Raw genomic sequence first — 13789 nt, 5'->3', positions numbered from 1 at the left:
AGCAGACGCTTAGATTAAGCGCCCTTATCCTTTTCTTCATCTGAGGGCAGGTCATCTGTGTCACCGATATCGAAGTCTTCCAAGTTGAACTCTTCGTCATCGTCGTCATCCAGCGGGTCGCTTAGATCCAATGCATCTTCAATTTCCTTTTCCAAGTCCTCTTCAGGCTCATCCGCAGCATCCTCAATCGCTTGAGCAATATCGGCAGCCAGGTCCTCGTCATCCCCGGAAATGTCCAGCGCATCGGCCTCTTCCGGCTCATCAAGCTCAAGCTCCTGAGCGACATCACTTAAGTCATCGGTAGATAGGTCCACGACCTCTTCAGGCTCAGGCTCAGGCTCTACTAAAGGTTCGTCATCCTCTTCAAGCTCAACAAGCGGCTCGTCATCCTCTTCCAACTCAACTAGCGGCTCATCATCCTCTTCCAACTCAACAAGCGGCTCATCCTCTGGCTCCTGAGAGGCAACTGGAACTTCTTCGGGTGGCTCTTCAACAAAGTCTAAGCCATCATCCGGTTCTGCTTCGGGTTCTTCTTCCACCTCAGCACTCGCTTCAGTTTCTACATCTTCTGCAATTTCTTCAACATCCTGATCGCTCAGGATTTCTGTTTCTTCAACTTCCTCTTCTTCCTCTTTCGCCTGACGCTTTTTAAGCAAATAGAAGGCTAAGCCACCCAAGAGCAAGCCCCCTAGAACACCGCGGCCGATAATAAACCAAATCATCATATCGTCTTCTGACTCTTCTACCAGCTCTTCTTCCGCTTCGGGCTCTTCAACAGGCTCTTCCACCTCTTCCTTAACGGGCTCTTCGGCTGGCTGAGGCAGCTCTTCTTTCGCTTCCTCTTTAGGTTCTTCAGCTTTCGGCTCTTCTACCTTTTCTTCCGCAATTGCCTCTGCAGGCAACTCTTCTGGGGCATCTTCTTGCTCGTTCACTGACACGATATTATTTGAAGCACCCGCCGGTATCGGGAACTCAGCCTCAAAAGGCTTAGGCTTGAACTTGAATTTCTTTCCTTCAATCGTCTCGGCCTTTACCTTAACAGCCACTTTATACAAGCCATCGCCTTTATCTGGCTTAATCGGTAATACCCAGCGCCCCGCCTCGGCATCTAATTCCAAGGCATTGATTAAACTACTCCCATCAGGAGCATTTACCTTCGCAAATATATTGGTATCAGTCAGAGATATCGTCTCACTCATCGGCGTGACCACTAGCGCATAATGAGCTTCATCTCCTTCCCCTTTAACCGAAAATTCAAAATCAAAAGGCGCTCTCAAATTAATAATCTGGCGTTTCTTACGCTTAAAGGTTTTCCCATCAACCAAGACCGTCACTTCATACTGACCGACCTTACTTAACTTACGAATAGCTTCTCTAAAAACGCCGTCTTCAGGAACCTCATCCGACATAGACTTCTTAGCCGTTTTATTGCTTTCTGTTTTAAGCTGCAGCTGCACATCTAATAACTGCAAAAAATCAGGATTAGTAACTGTCTTCCCTTCTTCACTAAAGCTAACGTCAACATTCAAGGGATCACCAGCGAAGAAATTGACCGGTAGTTTGCTAACATTAAGCTGCAAGTTACTAACCACTGTCACCTGGCTTCCTGGTTGAACTTCGGAGTTAATCTTCCACGTGCCTTCTAAAGGACGACTGACAGTAATCAAGTCATAACCTTTATCCTGATACCATTTGATATCCTCACCCTGGTTTTCATAGCTATATACTTTTTCATCAGGAGATAGAATTTCGGTCGGAATGCTGCCATCCCCTCTAAAGATCAAAGCAGTAAATTCTTCGATGCTAGAATCGATAACAAACTCATTTCCCTCGATAGGTACCTGCTCACTAGGAACGGCCTGTTCAAGAGCTTGGAGAAAAATTCGAGTCAGGTCTTCAGGGGTCTCGGCAACCGCCGATTGTCCACCCGTTTGAATAGCTAACTTATCCATTAAGGATTTATCAGCATTTTTTGACAAAGAGATTGAATGAATCTTGGCGCCCTTCTCTTTAAAGGTAGCCATCACTGAAGTTAGAATACGCTCACGTTCTGAGGCATTTTTCTCGGGGTCTTTATCAATATCGACCATGCCATCAGTCAGTAGAATGAAATGAGTATTCGAGAAGTCCTTACCTTCTTTATAAAAATCATCAGAAGCCTTCTCAAGCACTGCCCCAATATTTGTATATAGCGCTACAGAATTGATTTTCTTTGCTTTTTCTTTAGCGTCAAGACGCCATTGCTCATCAACAGCTTTTAACTTGACCAAATTATTAACCCATTGACCAAAAGTCCAAACACCCGCTTCATCGCCATCGGGAATCAGCTCAGTTAATAGGTTAACCGCCGGGATTCGCAAGTTGGCCGGATCATTCTTCTTCATGCTCCCGGAGATATCGATCAGCATACGTATATCGGCCCCCGCTTCATTAGCAGCGGCATCTTGTGCGAAAGCATTAGCTGAAATTAATACATTGACGAAGACCGCCAGTGTTAACATACGCTTAATAAGGCTAAGCCCTCTCAGCTTTTGCGTTATCACCTGGCGCGCAAATGATAGTTTGGAGTTCATAGATTCCCCTGCATGATCCCGGCCCAAACAAATGAGGCATTATGGACAAAATTAGTCGAACATAGATAATTTATAGCAGGTTTTACAACAACAACAATGCGATATTAAAAGTATTTTCTCTTAAATTAACGCTTACCTGTTGTTTTTATAGAAGATTAGTGTGTTTCACTAAGTTTAGAGTGATGAAGGTAAATGTTTTCCTAGCTCGACGTTATAGGCATTGATGAGCTTAAAGCGATCTTGCTCTAGACCGTTGATGGACACTGACTCTTTAAACATATCTAAAGGACGCACCCACAATCCAAACTCGCCATATAAAGCTCTATAGACAACCAACTTTTCCTCTGTCTCGCTATGCGTGACCAGGCCAAGTACCTCGTATTCAGCCCCCTTATAATGCTGATACAAGCCTGTTTCGATACCACTCATCCAGCCTTCTCCATACCCAAGAGTCTTCTCATAACCGATTCCAACATCACCACAACGATCATTAATGCATAAGCGGCGGCAATATAAACCCCTGCTTGAAGCGCTTTATCTGTGTGACCCAAAACCCAGTCATAAGCACCAACAAGGTAGGCGGGTGCCAGCCAAATACTTGCATCTGTCGCAATATTGATAGGCGTTAACAAGAGGACGGCAACCAGAACCCTTAAAGATCGCCGGGTTCGACGTAGCTTGAGATTTCTGGTCATTCGCCAAAATACGGCAATCATCACGAGCGCGGAAATCAGGTACACTGCCCACGCAGCAAGGTATGAAAAACTTTCCAACTATCTATCCTTAAGCCTATATCAACTAAACAAGATCGAGCGAGCCCATCTCATTATTAATTCGCAATTTTTAGTGTAGTTCATCTGCCTGACAGCCATAACAAACTAAATTATGTAGTCTTCCCAATCGTCTTCTGAAACCAGGCTTTCGCTGATTGCTTTTGAGCGCACCGAAATGTGATTTTCATGCATCATAATTTTGCTACCCGCGATCAAGGGGTGCCACTGGGGTAGCGGCTTCCCTTCAAATAGCAAACGATAAGAACAAGTTTCAGGGAGCCATACCGAGACCTCAGGTAAATCAGTCACACTTAGGTTAAGACAGTCAGGCACATAATTGTTTCGCTTGGAATAGACAGTACACTGACAAGCATCCGTATCCAGATATTCACAGCTGATACAGGTAAACAGCAAGTCATCGCTGTCTTCATCCTGGAGCTTATGCATACAGCACTTACCACAGCCATCACACAGAGCTTCCCACTCTTCTTTCGAAAGCTGGTCTAAGGCTTTTTCTTTCCAAAAAAACTTATCTACCGCCAATTGACTCGTCTCACCGTCATTAATTTAGCCGTGCAAACTATCTTTAGGTGGCTTATATAAATCCAACATTTCCGGGTCTTTTGCTGGCGGCATCTGCAAATAAAAGCCTTTCTCAGCAATATCGTCCAAAATTTTCTTAGCATCCGCACGGGCCAATTTCTTTTCTGGCGTGAGTATCATATCCATCACATGCTCAGCTTGCCCAAATATTTGCATCAGTGCATCAGGCAAAGAAGTCAGTTCATCCGCTCGGTCGAGGTATAAGTACATTTCCTGCTTCTTTTTACTCTTATAAACCGAGCAAAATCGTTTCGTACTCGAGGTATATTGCGTCATCATTTCTCCTAAATTCCTAGCGCCTTTGACATTTTTTCTGCTAACCAAGGCTTGCGCCATCCCAAATACTCGTTAGGCAAACTTTTATCGCCATGCCGACGAACATTTATGACAACACGTTCTAACATTTTTCTTGAGCCCAGTAACTGAACAGCAATCCCCGAATCTTTGGCGACCTGCGCGACTATCGCTTTTAGCTTCTGGTAATAATCCAGCTCCCGGCCTCTAACCGGTCGGTCAATCGGGCGTAAGTCAATTTCTGAATCACTAAACTCCGCAATTATTTCCAACAATTCCTCGCCATAGCGGCGAATAGATTTATGCTGAATATCTTTAATACGCTTCAGGTCAGACAAAACTTCTGGATGTGTTTCAGCAATTTGAATCAAACTTGTATCTGAAAACACCCAAGGTTTAGGAATATTTTTTGATTGTGCCAAGTCATCACGCCACATAACCAGCGTTTTTAGTAAAGACTGATCCACCTTTTTAAGCTCACAGCCACCACGCAGCTTCAAATAAGCATTCTCTGGTGCATCCCAAGACTGAAAAAACTGCTGAACCAATGAAGCACTTTCTTCTAATACCGCTGCCATAAAAGACTTGGCTGAAAGCTGTGCCTGCAGCTCAGAATAAAGCGTCAGCAAATACTCAACATCTTTCGCAGCATAAGCTAACTGGCTATCAGACAAAGGGCGACGCAGCCAGTCGGAGCGCGTTTCAGACTTGTCTAGCTCATGCCCAAGCACCTCTTGCACAAGCTTTTGGTAACCAAGCGACGGCCCTAAACCCAAAAATGCTGCCGCCAACTGGGTATCAAACGCGGCTTTGATGCGCGCACCCGTCGAATGAAACAAAAGCTCAATATCTTCACTCATCGAATGCAAGACCTTGACCACTGACTCACTTTCTAGCAAAGGCGCTAACAAACTGAGATCATCTACTTCCAAAGGGTCAATCAGGTAGACGTGCTCGCCTGCTGCAATCTGTATGAGACCCGGTGCTGCGAAATAGGTGTTGGTTCGCATAAATTCGGTATCGATTGCAACGACAGTTTCATTTAAACAAAGCTTTATAGCCTCAGTAAGCGCTGCTGCATCATTAATAATCTGGACACTCATTTAATCAACCTTCTTCAATAACAGGCTTGCGCCCGGAAAAGGCATGACTAAGCGTCCCACCATCAACATAACCAAGATTCCCACCTAGAGGAATACCATGCGCTAAGCGCGTAATGAGTACATCAGACTCACTAAACACTTCAGCAATGTAATGAGCCGTTGCTTCACCTTCAACGGTTGGGTTTGTAGCCAATATTATTTCCTTGGCTGACAATGAGCTGACTCGATCCATTAAAGCTGGAATGCCGATCTCTGCAGGACCTTTACCATCAAGTGGTGACAAGCTACCTTTCAATACGAAGTACACACCCTTAAACTGATGTGTCTGTTCAATCGCGATCAAATCAGAGGGAGATTCGACAACACATAAAGTGTTGTGTTCCCGCTGAGCGTCCTGACAGATATGACAATACTCACTTTCACTTAAGGTTCGACACCCCACACACTCGCCTACTGCTTCCAAAGCATGCGACAAGGAATTAGCCAAACGCTGGGCACCATTGGGTTTTTCATCCAACAGCGACAGAGCCATTCGCTGGGCAGACTTCTGCCCTACTCCAGGCAAAACTCTTAGTGACTCAATCAGCTCATCAATAACAGGACCGAAAGTCATACTCTTATTTCATCCACAATTGCATTAAAAGTCGATCGTTAGAACGGCATTTTGAAGCCAGGAGGGAAGCCCATACCTTCCGCTAAGCCTGACATTGCATTTTTGTTCTTTTCTTCGATCCTTCTTACCGCATCATTTACTGCTGCAGCAAGTAAATCTTCCAAAAACTCTTTATCTTCACTCAACACAGTGTCATCTAGCTCAACCTTAATAACATCATGACGACCATTCATCACAACCTTCACCAAGCCAGCACCGGATTCACCCATCACTTCTGCATTCGCAGCTTCTTCTTGCTGCTTTTGAAGCTCTTCTTGCATTTTTTGGGCTTGCTTCATAATATCGCCCAAGTTTCCACCAATCATATTTTTCTCCACTTACTATTGTGCAGAGCGTCTTCAGAAGGCAACTGCACGCGATCATATTTTATTAAATAATCTGCCCTAAAGCTTTAATGCTATTTTCAATCAACACACCATCAAACTCTCTAATCATCTGTTGGACATAGGGGTCATTTTCAACACTCAGTTTTGCTTGCTCCCCCATTTCCGCTTTCACGCGTTCACGCCACATCATCGGCGACTCGTGTTCGGGCTTTAAGCCCTCGAAGAAAGTAATATTTCGCCCTTGTGCCACTTCTTTACTCAATGATTCACGAATCCGCCCTTCATGACTTGGATTTAGCAAACGAAAGTGTCCAGCCTCAAAATAAAGATTCAAGCCGTCCGGGTTCTCTTCTAGCACTGAGTTAAGCATTAAATTAAGCGTCATTCCGCTAAGACCCAATTGTGTCACCTGCTTATTCCATCCGCTTGAAAGGACATCTGCGGCAAGCTCACTTTTCTCTACATGATCCTGAGACGAACTCTCTGCAATAGGAGATTTTTCCTCATTCCGCAAAGTAGATTGTTTATCAGGTTCAGGCACTGGTTCCGAGACAGGTTCTTGAACTGGACTTTCAACAACGCTGGTAACAGGCTGCTCAGTTTCTGCAAAGCTCTGCGTTTCAACAGGCTCTTGTAAGCGGCTGGCAGTCGACTCAGAGGTCTCAACAGGTGCCCGTTCAACTTGTGCTACACCCTCAACATTTAAACCTTCACTATTCAGAAGTGTTTTTTTTTTGCTTTCGTCCTCAGACAAATTATTCTCTAGCGGAGCACTTTGCACAGTTTGCTCTTCAGCAACCGGCACTTCATTGCCTACAGGCGCTGTGACAATATCAATTCCTAGCTGATCACTAGGGCTTAACTGGAAAGCAAGCATTCTGAGCAAGGCCATTTCAAGGCCAGATTTAGGGTCAGGCGTAATCGCCAAGTCCTGACGACTAACCAAGGCCACTTGATAGAAAAGCTGAACATCTTCGGCACATAACTTACGAGCATAGGAAACGACGTGCTCCTGATCACCCATAGAGTTATCACAAGCGCCAGGAACAGCCTGCTCGATAGCCACACGATGAAGCACTTCTGCAATCGTCGCTAACACTGAAGCATAATTTGGGGAAAATTCGGCGAGCGCTTTAATTTCGTCAAGCATCGCTGCCGCATTTCTTGAAATCAAACAATCCAGAATACGATAGATCTTTTTCTGGTCAACCGTCCCCAGCATTGCACTAACGCCAGTCTCGGTAAGTGCATGGTTTCCATAAGCTATAGCCTGATCAGTCAGACTAAGCGCATCACGCATACTGCCATCAGCAGCTCTGGCAAGCGCCCATAAAGCCATATCCTCAAAACTAACCTGCTCTTGACCAAGGATATTCTGCAGGTGCCCAACAATGCGTTCTGGCGACATATTCTTCAGATTGAACTGGAGGCAACGCGAGAGAATCGTTACAGGAAGCTTTTGCGGGTCGGTTGTCGCAAACAAGAACTTAACATGCTCTGGAGGTTCTTCGAGCGTTTTCAACAAAGCATTGAAACTTGATTGCGAGAGCATATGAACTTCATCAATCAGATATATCTTGAAGCGGCCTTCAGAGGGAGCATACTGAACATTTTCCAGAAGCTCACGCATATCCTCTACTTTGGTTCGAGAGGCCGCATCGATTTCAATCAGATCAACATAGCGGCCTTCAGTAATACTGGTACAAGCACCGCACTGACCGCAGGGTTCAGCAGTAATACCTTGATGACAACTTAGACATTTCGCCAGAATACGGCCAATTGTCGTTTTACCGACACCCCGGGTACCGGTGAACAAATAAGCATGATGCAGCCTTTGACTTTCAAGCGCATGAATCAAGGCCTTAAGAACGTGCTCTTGACCAACCATCTGTTTGAAATTTTGGGGGCGCCACTTACGCGCAAGTACCTGATAACTCATGAAATCATCTTAGCAAAGTAAACGATTAAAATCTTAAGACGCTATAGTACACTGACAAGAGGCTTAAAACGACTTTGTTTTCACATCCAAATAGCTTCTATTCACAAGCACTCGGACTCAAAGGAATCAAATATAGAGATTATTAAAGACTTAGATCAACAGGAAGTAGCTATTCAGAAAGAAGAACTAGGGAAGAAAAATTAAGGTGATGACTTCCACCAGCTACACCTCGGCACATAAATCCACCGCTATGGCTGCTCCCTTCCGGGCCTGACCAGGTTAACAGCTTATTATTGCGTGGGAACCAATGAAAGTCACCATAACATTCCAAGCAAAATGGGCATATTGAAATGCAGTACTGCTGGAAAGTGCGCGCATTCTAACAAAGCTTAGTAAGCATGAAAAGAGAGTATCAAACGAATATTGGTGTTTTTTACATGCAATATTTGAGGCCAGTGTAAAAACAGCTGTTTCTACACTGGCCTCAAATCACTAATAACTGGATTAAGCTGATAATTTACCACTTAGAATACTTAACTATAACGGCCTTTATTTCTTTGCATAAGGCAAAAAACTGGCTAATAATTAATCGATTCAATACTTAATTATAATCAGGTGAAATGTGCAAACCCGATTATGCTTGGCAAGTTGGACATTTAAGATCTCTCACCCGCTAGCTGTAGAGGTATTTCATGCGGTATGAACAGCTTCAAGCATTACTGACCCACCAAACTGCGCTAATAAGCAGAATTGCGCTGGAAGCAGACTTAAAACTCTGCCTCCAAGATATTGCTATTCATATCGAAGCCCTTGTCGACGAACATATCAAGACCGCTATTTTCATTATCGAGAATGAAGAGCTCCGTCAACTGGCAGCCCCCAGCCTACCCGAGCTATTCCATTCAAAAGTTGACCGCATACCGATCGCTCACGATAGCATGCCCTGTGCTATAGCAGCGCAGACGGGTGAAACCATCATTATTGAAGACCTGCAAAATACGTTTTATTGCCAAAATTTTGCTCATTTATCGCTAACACTAAACCTTAAAGCCTGCTGGGCAACTCCCATATTTTCGGCCCAAAAGGAGGTCCAGGGAGTATTCATTGTCTATTTTCCTGAAATTCAAAGACCAAATGAATCACATTTAGAAATCCTGGAACACTTCACTCACCTAACCAGCATTGCATTAGAGAAGCATAACCTCCGAACCCAGCAACAAAAAGCTCAAACCCAGATAGAACAACTTGCATTTTACGATGCTCTAACCAATCTCCCCAATCGTCGACTTTTGATGGACAGAACCCAGAAAGTTATCGATAGGATTAAACGAGAACACCTCTTTGGCGCCCTGATATTTATCGACCTCAATGGTTTCAAGCGAATCAATGACTCCATAGGCCATTATGTGGGTGACAAACTTCTGGTATCCGTGGCCCGGCGGCTTCAAAACTCTATAAGAGAAGTCGATACCATCGCTAGGATTGGTGGCGATGAGTTTGTTATTTTGCTTGAAGACCTCAGTAGCTCTCGCAAGCAAGTAGAGCAAGAAGCTCTTCAAGTTGCCCAACGAAGCCTTAAAGACCTTGAAAAACACTTTGAATTATCAGACCGACGTTACCGTATCGACGCGAGCATCGGCATAGCAGTCATCAACGAATTCGATTGCGATGCAATAGAACTGCTTAAGCACGCCGATGCCGCTATGTATGAAGCGAAAAAGACTCCCCACAAAAAAATATGCTTCCATAATGATGTGCTTCAGGAGTCCATTGATCACCGCCTACGTGTTGAAGGGGAAATCAATGATGCGCTGGAGCACTTTGCCTTCCACGCCCATTATCAACCTCAAGTAGATTTGAATGGAAAACTAATTGCCGCAGAAGCTTTAATTCGCTGGCATCACCCTGAAAGAGGCCTAATCTACCCGAATGATTTTATCCCCGTTGCCGAACGCATGGGCGCTATGGATAAAATTCAGGAAGCAATGCTAACCGAAGCTTGCGAAACACTTTGTCAGTTGAAGCGCTTAGACTTACTCAAAGATAACTTTCGCATATCGGTAAATATCTGCCCTTCCCAGCTTAAGTCCAACACACTACCAATGAACTTGATTCGCACACTGGAGCACTACGAGCTTTCCCCGGGATATTTTATGTTGGAAATAACGGAAGGGATGTTAATAGAGGACCTGGAACAAACCGTTTCTATCCTTGATGAGTTGAGGCAAAAAGGCTTCAAGATATCTATTGACGACTTTGGCACGGGCTACTCTTCACTGTCCTATCTAAACAGCCTGCCTGTGAACGAAATCAAAATTGATAAAAGCTTTATCAGCACCTTGTCTGATGAACCGTCGACACACGGAGTGATAGATACCGTTATCGCACTATCGAAACACTTCCACTTTGAAGTTATTGCCGAAGGAATTGAACAACCAACACAGCTTGAAGTACTGCGTAAGAAGGATGTAAAAGGAGTTCAAGGCTACCTTTTTGCAAAACCGATGAATCAGTCAGACTTCATCAATTGGGTTAAGGCAGCCTAGTTTATAAAAGCCTCTATAGAGATTAAATTTCAGCGGCCAAACGGGAACCTTGGTCAATGGCTCGTTTTGCATCCAGCTCAGCTGCGAGGTCTGCACCACCGATAACATGAACCTTCATCCCTTTACCCTCAGCACCCGCTTCCAACAAAGCATCTGCCAACTTACGATTTGAGTCCTGTCCTGCACACAAAATCACGTTATCTACCTCTAAAGTGCGGGACTTACCGTTCACTGTGATGTGCAAGCCTTCGTCATCAATCTGATCATACTGACAACCAGGAATCATGGTGACATGCTTTTGCTTAAGCACAGCTCGATGAACCCAACCAGAAGTCTTGCCTAGATTCTTACCTAGAGCACTCTCTTTTCTTTGTAGCAGGAACACCTCACGCTCTGGGGCAGAGACCTGAGGATCAATTAGGCCTGCACGATTGTTCAGCTGCGTATCAACCCCCCACTCTTTATACCACTGCTGCTTTTCGGCCTCTGGCGTTTCTCCGTGCTTATGAACTAGGAACTCACCAACATCAAAACCAATACCGCCTGCACCAATTATGGCTACTTTCTCACCAACAGGCTTTTTATCACGCAAAACATCCAGATAACTCATAACCTTTTGATGTTCAACACCAGGAATTGGAGGCGTTCGAGGAGAAATACCCGTGGCGACAATCACCTCATCAAACCCCTCTTTGATGAGGTCTTCGGCTTCAACCCAAGTATTCAAACGAAGGTCAACGCCATACTTTTCAATCATCTTACCGAAGTAGCGCATGGTCTCATTAAAGTCATCTTTGCCCGGCACTTGCTTGGCAATGTTAAACTGCCCGCCAATCTTGTCGCTTGCATCAAACAAACTCACCTGATGACCCCGCTCAGCCAATACCGTTGAAGCAGACATGCCTGCTGGCCCCGCACCGATAACCGCAACTCGCTTCTTGTCCTGAGTCGGCAAATATTTCAACTCAGTTTCATGACAAGCTCGAGGATTCACCAAGCACGACGCCCTTTTCATCTGAAAAGTGTGATCCAAACATGCCTGATTACATGCAATACAAGTATTGATTTCATCGCCTTTGCCCGCCTCGGCTTTCGATACGAAGAAAGGGTCAGCCAGTAAAGGGCGTGCCATAGAGACTAAATCTGCCTCACCCTTTTCGATAATATCTTCTGCAATCTCAGGCGTATTAATTCTGTTACTAGCACACACAGGAATTGAAACTGTCTTACGAAGCTTTTCTGTCGCAAAACTAAATGCAGCACGCGGCACAGAGGTAACAATTGTCGGGATACGCGCTTCGTGCCAACCAATACCAGTGTTAATAATGGTAGCACCAGCTGCTTCAATCTCTTTAGCCAAGACCTCAATTTCATCCCAACTCTGACCGCCGTCAACTAAGTCCATCAACGACATTCGGTAAACGATAATAAATTTCTCGCCAACCGCCTCACGTACACGACGTACTGTTTCGATAGCAAAGCGCATGCGGTTTTCTGCAGAGCCGCCCCATTTATCAGTTCGTGTATTGACTCGTTCAGCCAAGAATTGGTTAATCAAATAACCTTCTGATGCCATGATCTCAATACCATCATAATTAGCAAACTGTGCCATCTTGGCCGCATTAGCATAGTCATTGATGGTTGACTCAATTTGCTTCGAGCTTAGCTTACTCGGTTTAAAAGGCGTGATCGGGGATTTTTTATTTGTTGCTGAAACACTGTAAGGCGTATAGCCATAACGACCAGCGTGCAAAAGCTGCATACATATCTTGCCGCCTTCGTTATGTACTGCAGAGGTAACGCGACGATGCAATAAAGCCGTTAGTTTATTATCCATTCTAGAGCCCAAAGGCAAAAGCTCACCACGGCGGTTTGGAGAGAAACCGCCCGTAATCATCAGGCCCACCCCACCCCGAGCTCTTTCAGCAAAGAAAGCCGCCAGCTTATCGATATGATAAAAACGGTCTTCCAAGCCCGTGTGCATAGAACCCATAATGACGCGGTTCTTTAGAGTCGTAAAACCAAGATCGAGAGGGGCTAGCAAGTTAGGATAATGGGGATTCATAAGGAGCCTCGGCAGAAAAATTTTGTGCAAGTCTAAAGCGTTTTAGGCCAATTTGAAACTCCCTTCTTAAGGAGTTTCGCGGGCATGGAGTAATACTTGATACGGTAGAAAGTGATCAGATTAAGATATCTTGGTTAGGGTATTTTCATCGGTATGTTCGAAGCCACTCTCACCATAGATATCAACCACAGTTGTTTGCTGATAATGCAAGCGATCCCCCTCCACTTCCAATGTTTGACTGAAGGACTTGGTATTTGCTTTTTCCCTCATAAACGCCGCTTCAGTAATGCCCCAGGTATCGCTGCCATTTTCTGCTTCAACAAAAATAATCATCTTATTATTGATGTATTCAACTGTACCGCCAGCGAGCAGAGAGACACGACGAGGAATCGTAAAGCCATTACAAATGGTTTGGCTCTCAGCATCCCAAGTCCAGTAGCCTAGCTGATGATGAATTAGCTTGTCATCGCGCTTGCGACGAACTATTTGTTCGTACTGAACAATGCCCAAGTCTTGCTCTTCAGCATTACTCACATCACCCACGAGTTTGAATTCCAAGGTTTCATAGAAGGCGTTTTCTTCAACACCGTCGGGCTCCGGTGCAATGTCCATCCCTGTTTCACCTTGCCACTTTCCCAGCAACAGCGCTAAGGGCCCTACAAGCTTGGCATCTAAAACTTTGTTATCAATTGCTTTGAATTCTGACATAGCTACCTCGAATCTATTTTTCTATTAATAGGATAATGCTTTTTTCATTGTCGTTTTTAAAGCGCTTTAGAGAAATTTTAGTGCTGCCAAGCTAAATAAAGACTCTGAAATTGATTTAGATCTAAGCCATCTCTACTTCTCAGGGTTCTGAGCGCTTTATGCTTAAATATCAGTAAGACTAATAAT

At 44.6% G+C, this 13789-nt stretch carries 12 protein-coding genes and 1 other RNA gene; 1 reads left to right on the top strand and 12 read right to left on the bottom strand.

Features of this window, described 5'->3' with window-relative positions:
- Positions 1–14: 14 nt before the first annotated feature.
- The 10 genes from A3766_RS03575 to ffs all read right to left on the bottom strand — a co-directional run bounded on the left by A3766_RS03575 (position 15) and on the right by ffs (position 8594).
- Positions 15–2573 (bottom strand): vWA domain-containing protein, encoded by a 2559-nt coding sequence (locus tag A3766_RS03575; RefSeq protein ID WP_068514789.1) that lies wholly within the window; start codon positions 2571–2573, stop codon positions 15–17.
- Between the two features lie 174 nt (positions 2574–2747).
- Complete coding sequence (locus tag A3766_RS03570; RefSeq protein WP_068514784.1) at positions 2748–3002, bottom strand: DUF1653 domain-containing protein; 255 nt, start codon at positions 3000–3002, stop codon at positions 2748–2750.
- Complete coding sequence (locus tag A3766_RS03565; protein WP_068514779.1) at positions 2999–3346, bottom strand: hypothetical protein; 348 nt, start codon at positions 3344–3346, stop codon at positions 2999–3001. The genes A3766_RS03570 and A3766_RS03565 overlap by 4 nt, the downstream gene beginning before the upstream one ends.
- A 105-nt stretch (positions 3347–3451) precedes the next feature.
- Positions 3452–3889, bottom strand: a complete 438-nt coding sequence (locus A3766_RS03560; RefSeq protein WP_082865207.1) for a YcgN family cysteine cluster protein — start codon at positions 3887–3889, stop codon at positions 3452–3454.
- 24 nt (positions 3890–3913) lie between these two features.
- Entirely contained in the window at positions 3914–4225 is a 312-nt protein-coding gene (locus A3766_RS03555; protein ID WP_068514773.1) for a YcgL domain-containing protein, read from the bottom strand.
- Between the two features lie 8 nt (positions 4226–4233).
- A complete protein-coding gene (rnd, locus tag A3766_RS03550; protein ID WP_068514769.1) occupies positions 4234–5346 on the bottom strand; it encodes a ribonuclease D in 1113 nt (370 codons plus the stop codon).
- Between the two features lie 4 nt (positions 5347–5350).
- Entirely contained in the window at positions 5351–5959 is a 609-nt protein-coding gene (recR, locus tag A3766_RS03545) for a recombination mediator RecR (RefSeq protein ID WP_068514766.1), read from the bottom strand.
- Positions 5960–5997: 38 nt separating this feature from the next.
- Complete coding sequence (locus A3766_RS03540; RefSeq protein ID WP_068507357.1) at positions 5998–6324, bottom strand: YbaB/EbfC family nucleoid-associated protein; 327 nt, start codon at positions 6322–6324, stop codon at positions 5998–6000.
- 64 nt (positions 6325–6388) lie between these two features.
- On the bottom strand, positions 6389–8284 hold the full coding sequence (gene dnaX / locus A3766_RS03535) for a DNA polymerase III subunit gamma/tau (protein ID WP_068514763.1): 1896 nt from the start codon (positions 8282–8284) through the stop codon (positions 6389–6391).
- A gap of 213 nt (positions 8285–8497) precedes the next feature.
- An RNA gene (gene ffs, locus A3766_RS03530) (signal recognition particle sRNA small type) lies at positions 8498–8594 on the bottom strand.
- Positions 8595–8976: 382 nt separating this feature from the next.
- On the opposite strand from ffs, the gene A3766_RS03525 reads away from it, so the two are divergent.
- Positions 8977–10830 carry a bifunctional diguanylate cyclase/phosphodiesterase gene (locus tag A3766_RS03525; protein ID WP_068514760.1) on the top strand — a complete coding sequence of 618 codons (1854 nt, stop codon included), beginning with the start codon at positions 8977–8979 and terminating at the stop codon, positions 10828–10830.
- A 22-nt stretch (positions 10831–10852) separates the two neighbouring features.
- Here the strand turns inward: A3766_RS03525 and A3766_RS03520 are convergent, their stop codons facing one another.
- The gene (locus A3766_RS03520) at positions 10853–12895 is read right to left on the bottom strand and encodes an NADPH-dependent 2,4-dienoyl-CoA reductase (RefSeq protein WP_068514757.1); all 2043 of its coding nucleotides are present in this window, start codon (positions 12893–12895) and stop codon (positions 10853–10855) included.
- Positions 12896–13015: 120 nt separating this feature from the next.
- Positions 13016–13603, bottom strand: coding sequence for a heme-binding beta-barrel domain-containing protein (locus tag A3766_RS03515; protein ID WP_068514756.1), 588 nt, complete (start codon positions 13601–13603; stop codon positions 13016–13018).
- Between the last annotated feature and the right edge of the window lie 186 nt (positions 13604–13789).

The sequence above is a fragment of the Oleiphilus sp. HI0132 genome (genome assembly GCF_001635845.1).
This window is presented reverse-complemented; position numbering and strand designations above follow the sequence as displayed.

Excerpts from the sequence above, each read along its gene's own strand:
- A3766_RS03515 (WP_068514756.1), bottom strand. The coding sequence starts at position 13,603 with ATGTCAGAATTCAAAGCAATTGATAACAAAGTTTTAGATGCCAAGCTT.
- A3766_RS03555 (WP_068514773.1), bottom strand. The coding sequence starts at position 4,225 with ATGACGCAATATACCTCGAGTACGAAACGATTTTGCTCGGTTTATAAG.
- A3766_RS03575 (WP_068514789.1), bottom strand. The coding sequence starts at position 2,573 with ATGAACTCCAAACTATCATTTGCGCGCCAGGTGATAACGCAAAAGCTG.
- A3766_RS03525 (WP_068514760.1), top strand. The coding sequence starts at position 8,977 with ATGCGGTATGAACAGCTTCAAGCATTACTGACCCACCAAACTGCGCTA.
- rnd (WP_068514769.1), bottom strand. The coding sequence starts at position 5,346 with ATGAGTGTCCAGATTATTAATGATGCAGCAGCGCTTACTGAGGCTATA.
- recR (WP_068514766.1), bottom strand. The coding sequence starts at position 5,959 with ATGACTTTCGGTCCTGTTATTGATGAGCTGATTGAGTCACTAAGAGTT.
- A3766_RS03540 (WP_068507357.1), bottom strand. The coding sequence starts at position 6,324 with ATGATTGGTGGAAACTTGGGCGATATTATGAAGCAAGCCCAAAAAATG.
- dnaX (WP_068514763.1), bottom strand. The coding sequence starts at position 8,284 with ATGAGTTATCAGGTACTTGCGCGTAAGTGGCGCCCCCAAAATTTCAAA.
- A3766_RS03520 (WP_068514757.1), bottom strand. The coding sequence starts at position 12,895 with ATGAATCCCCATTATCCTAACTTGCTAGCCCCTCTCGATCTTGGTTTT.
- A3766_RS03570 (WP_068514784.1), bottom strand. The coding sequence starts at position 3,002 with ATGAGTGGTATCGAAACAGGCTTGTATCAGCATTATAAGGGGGCTGAA.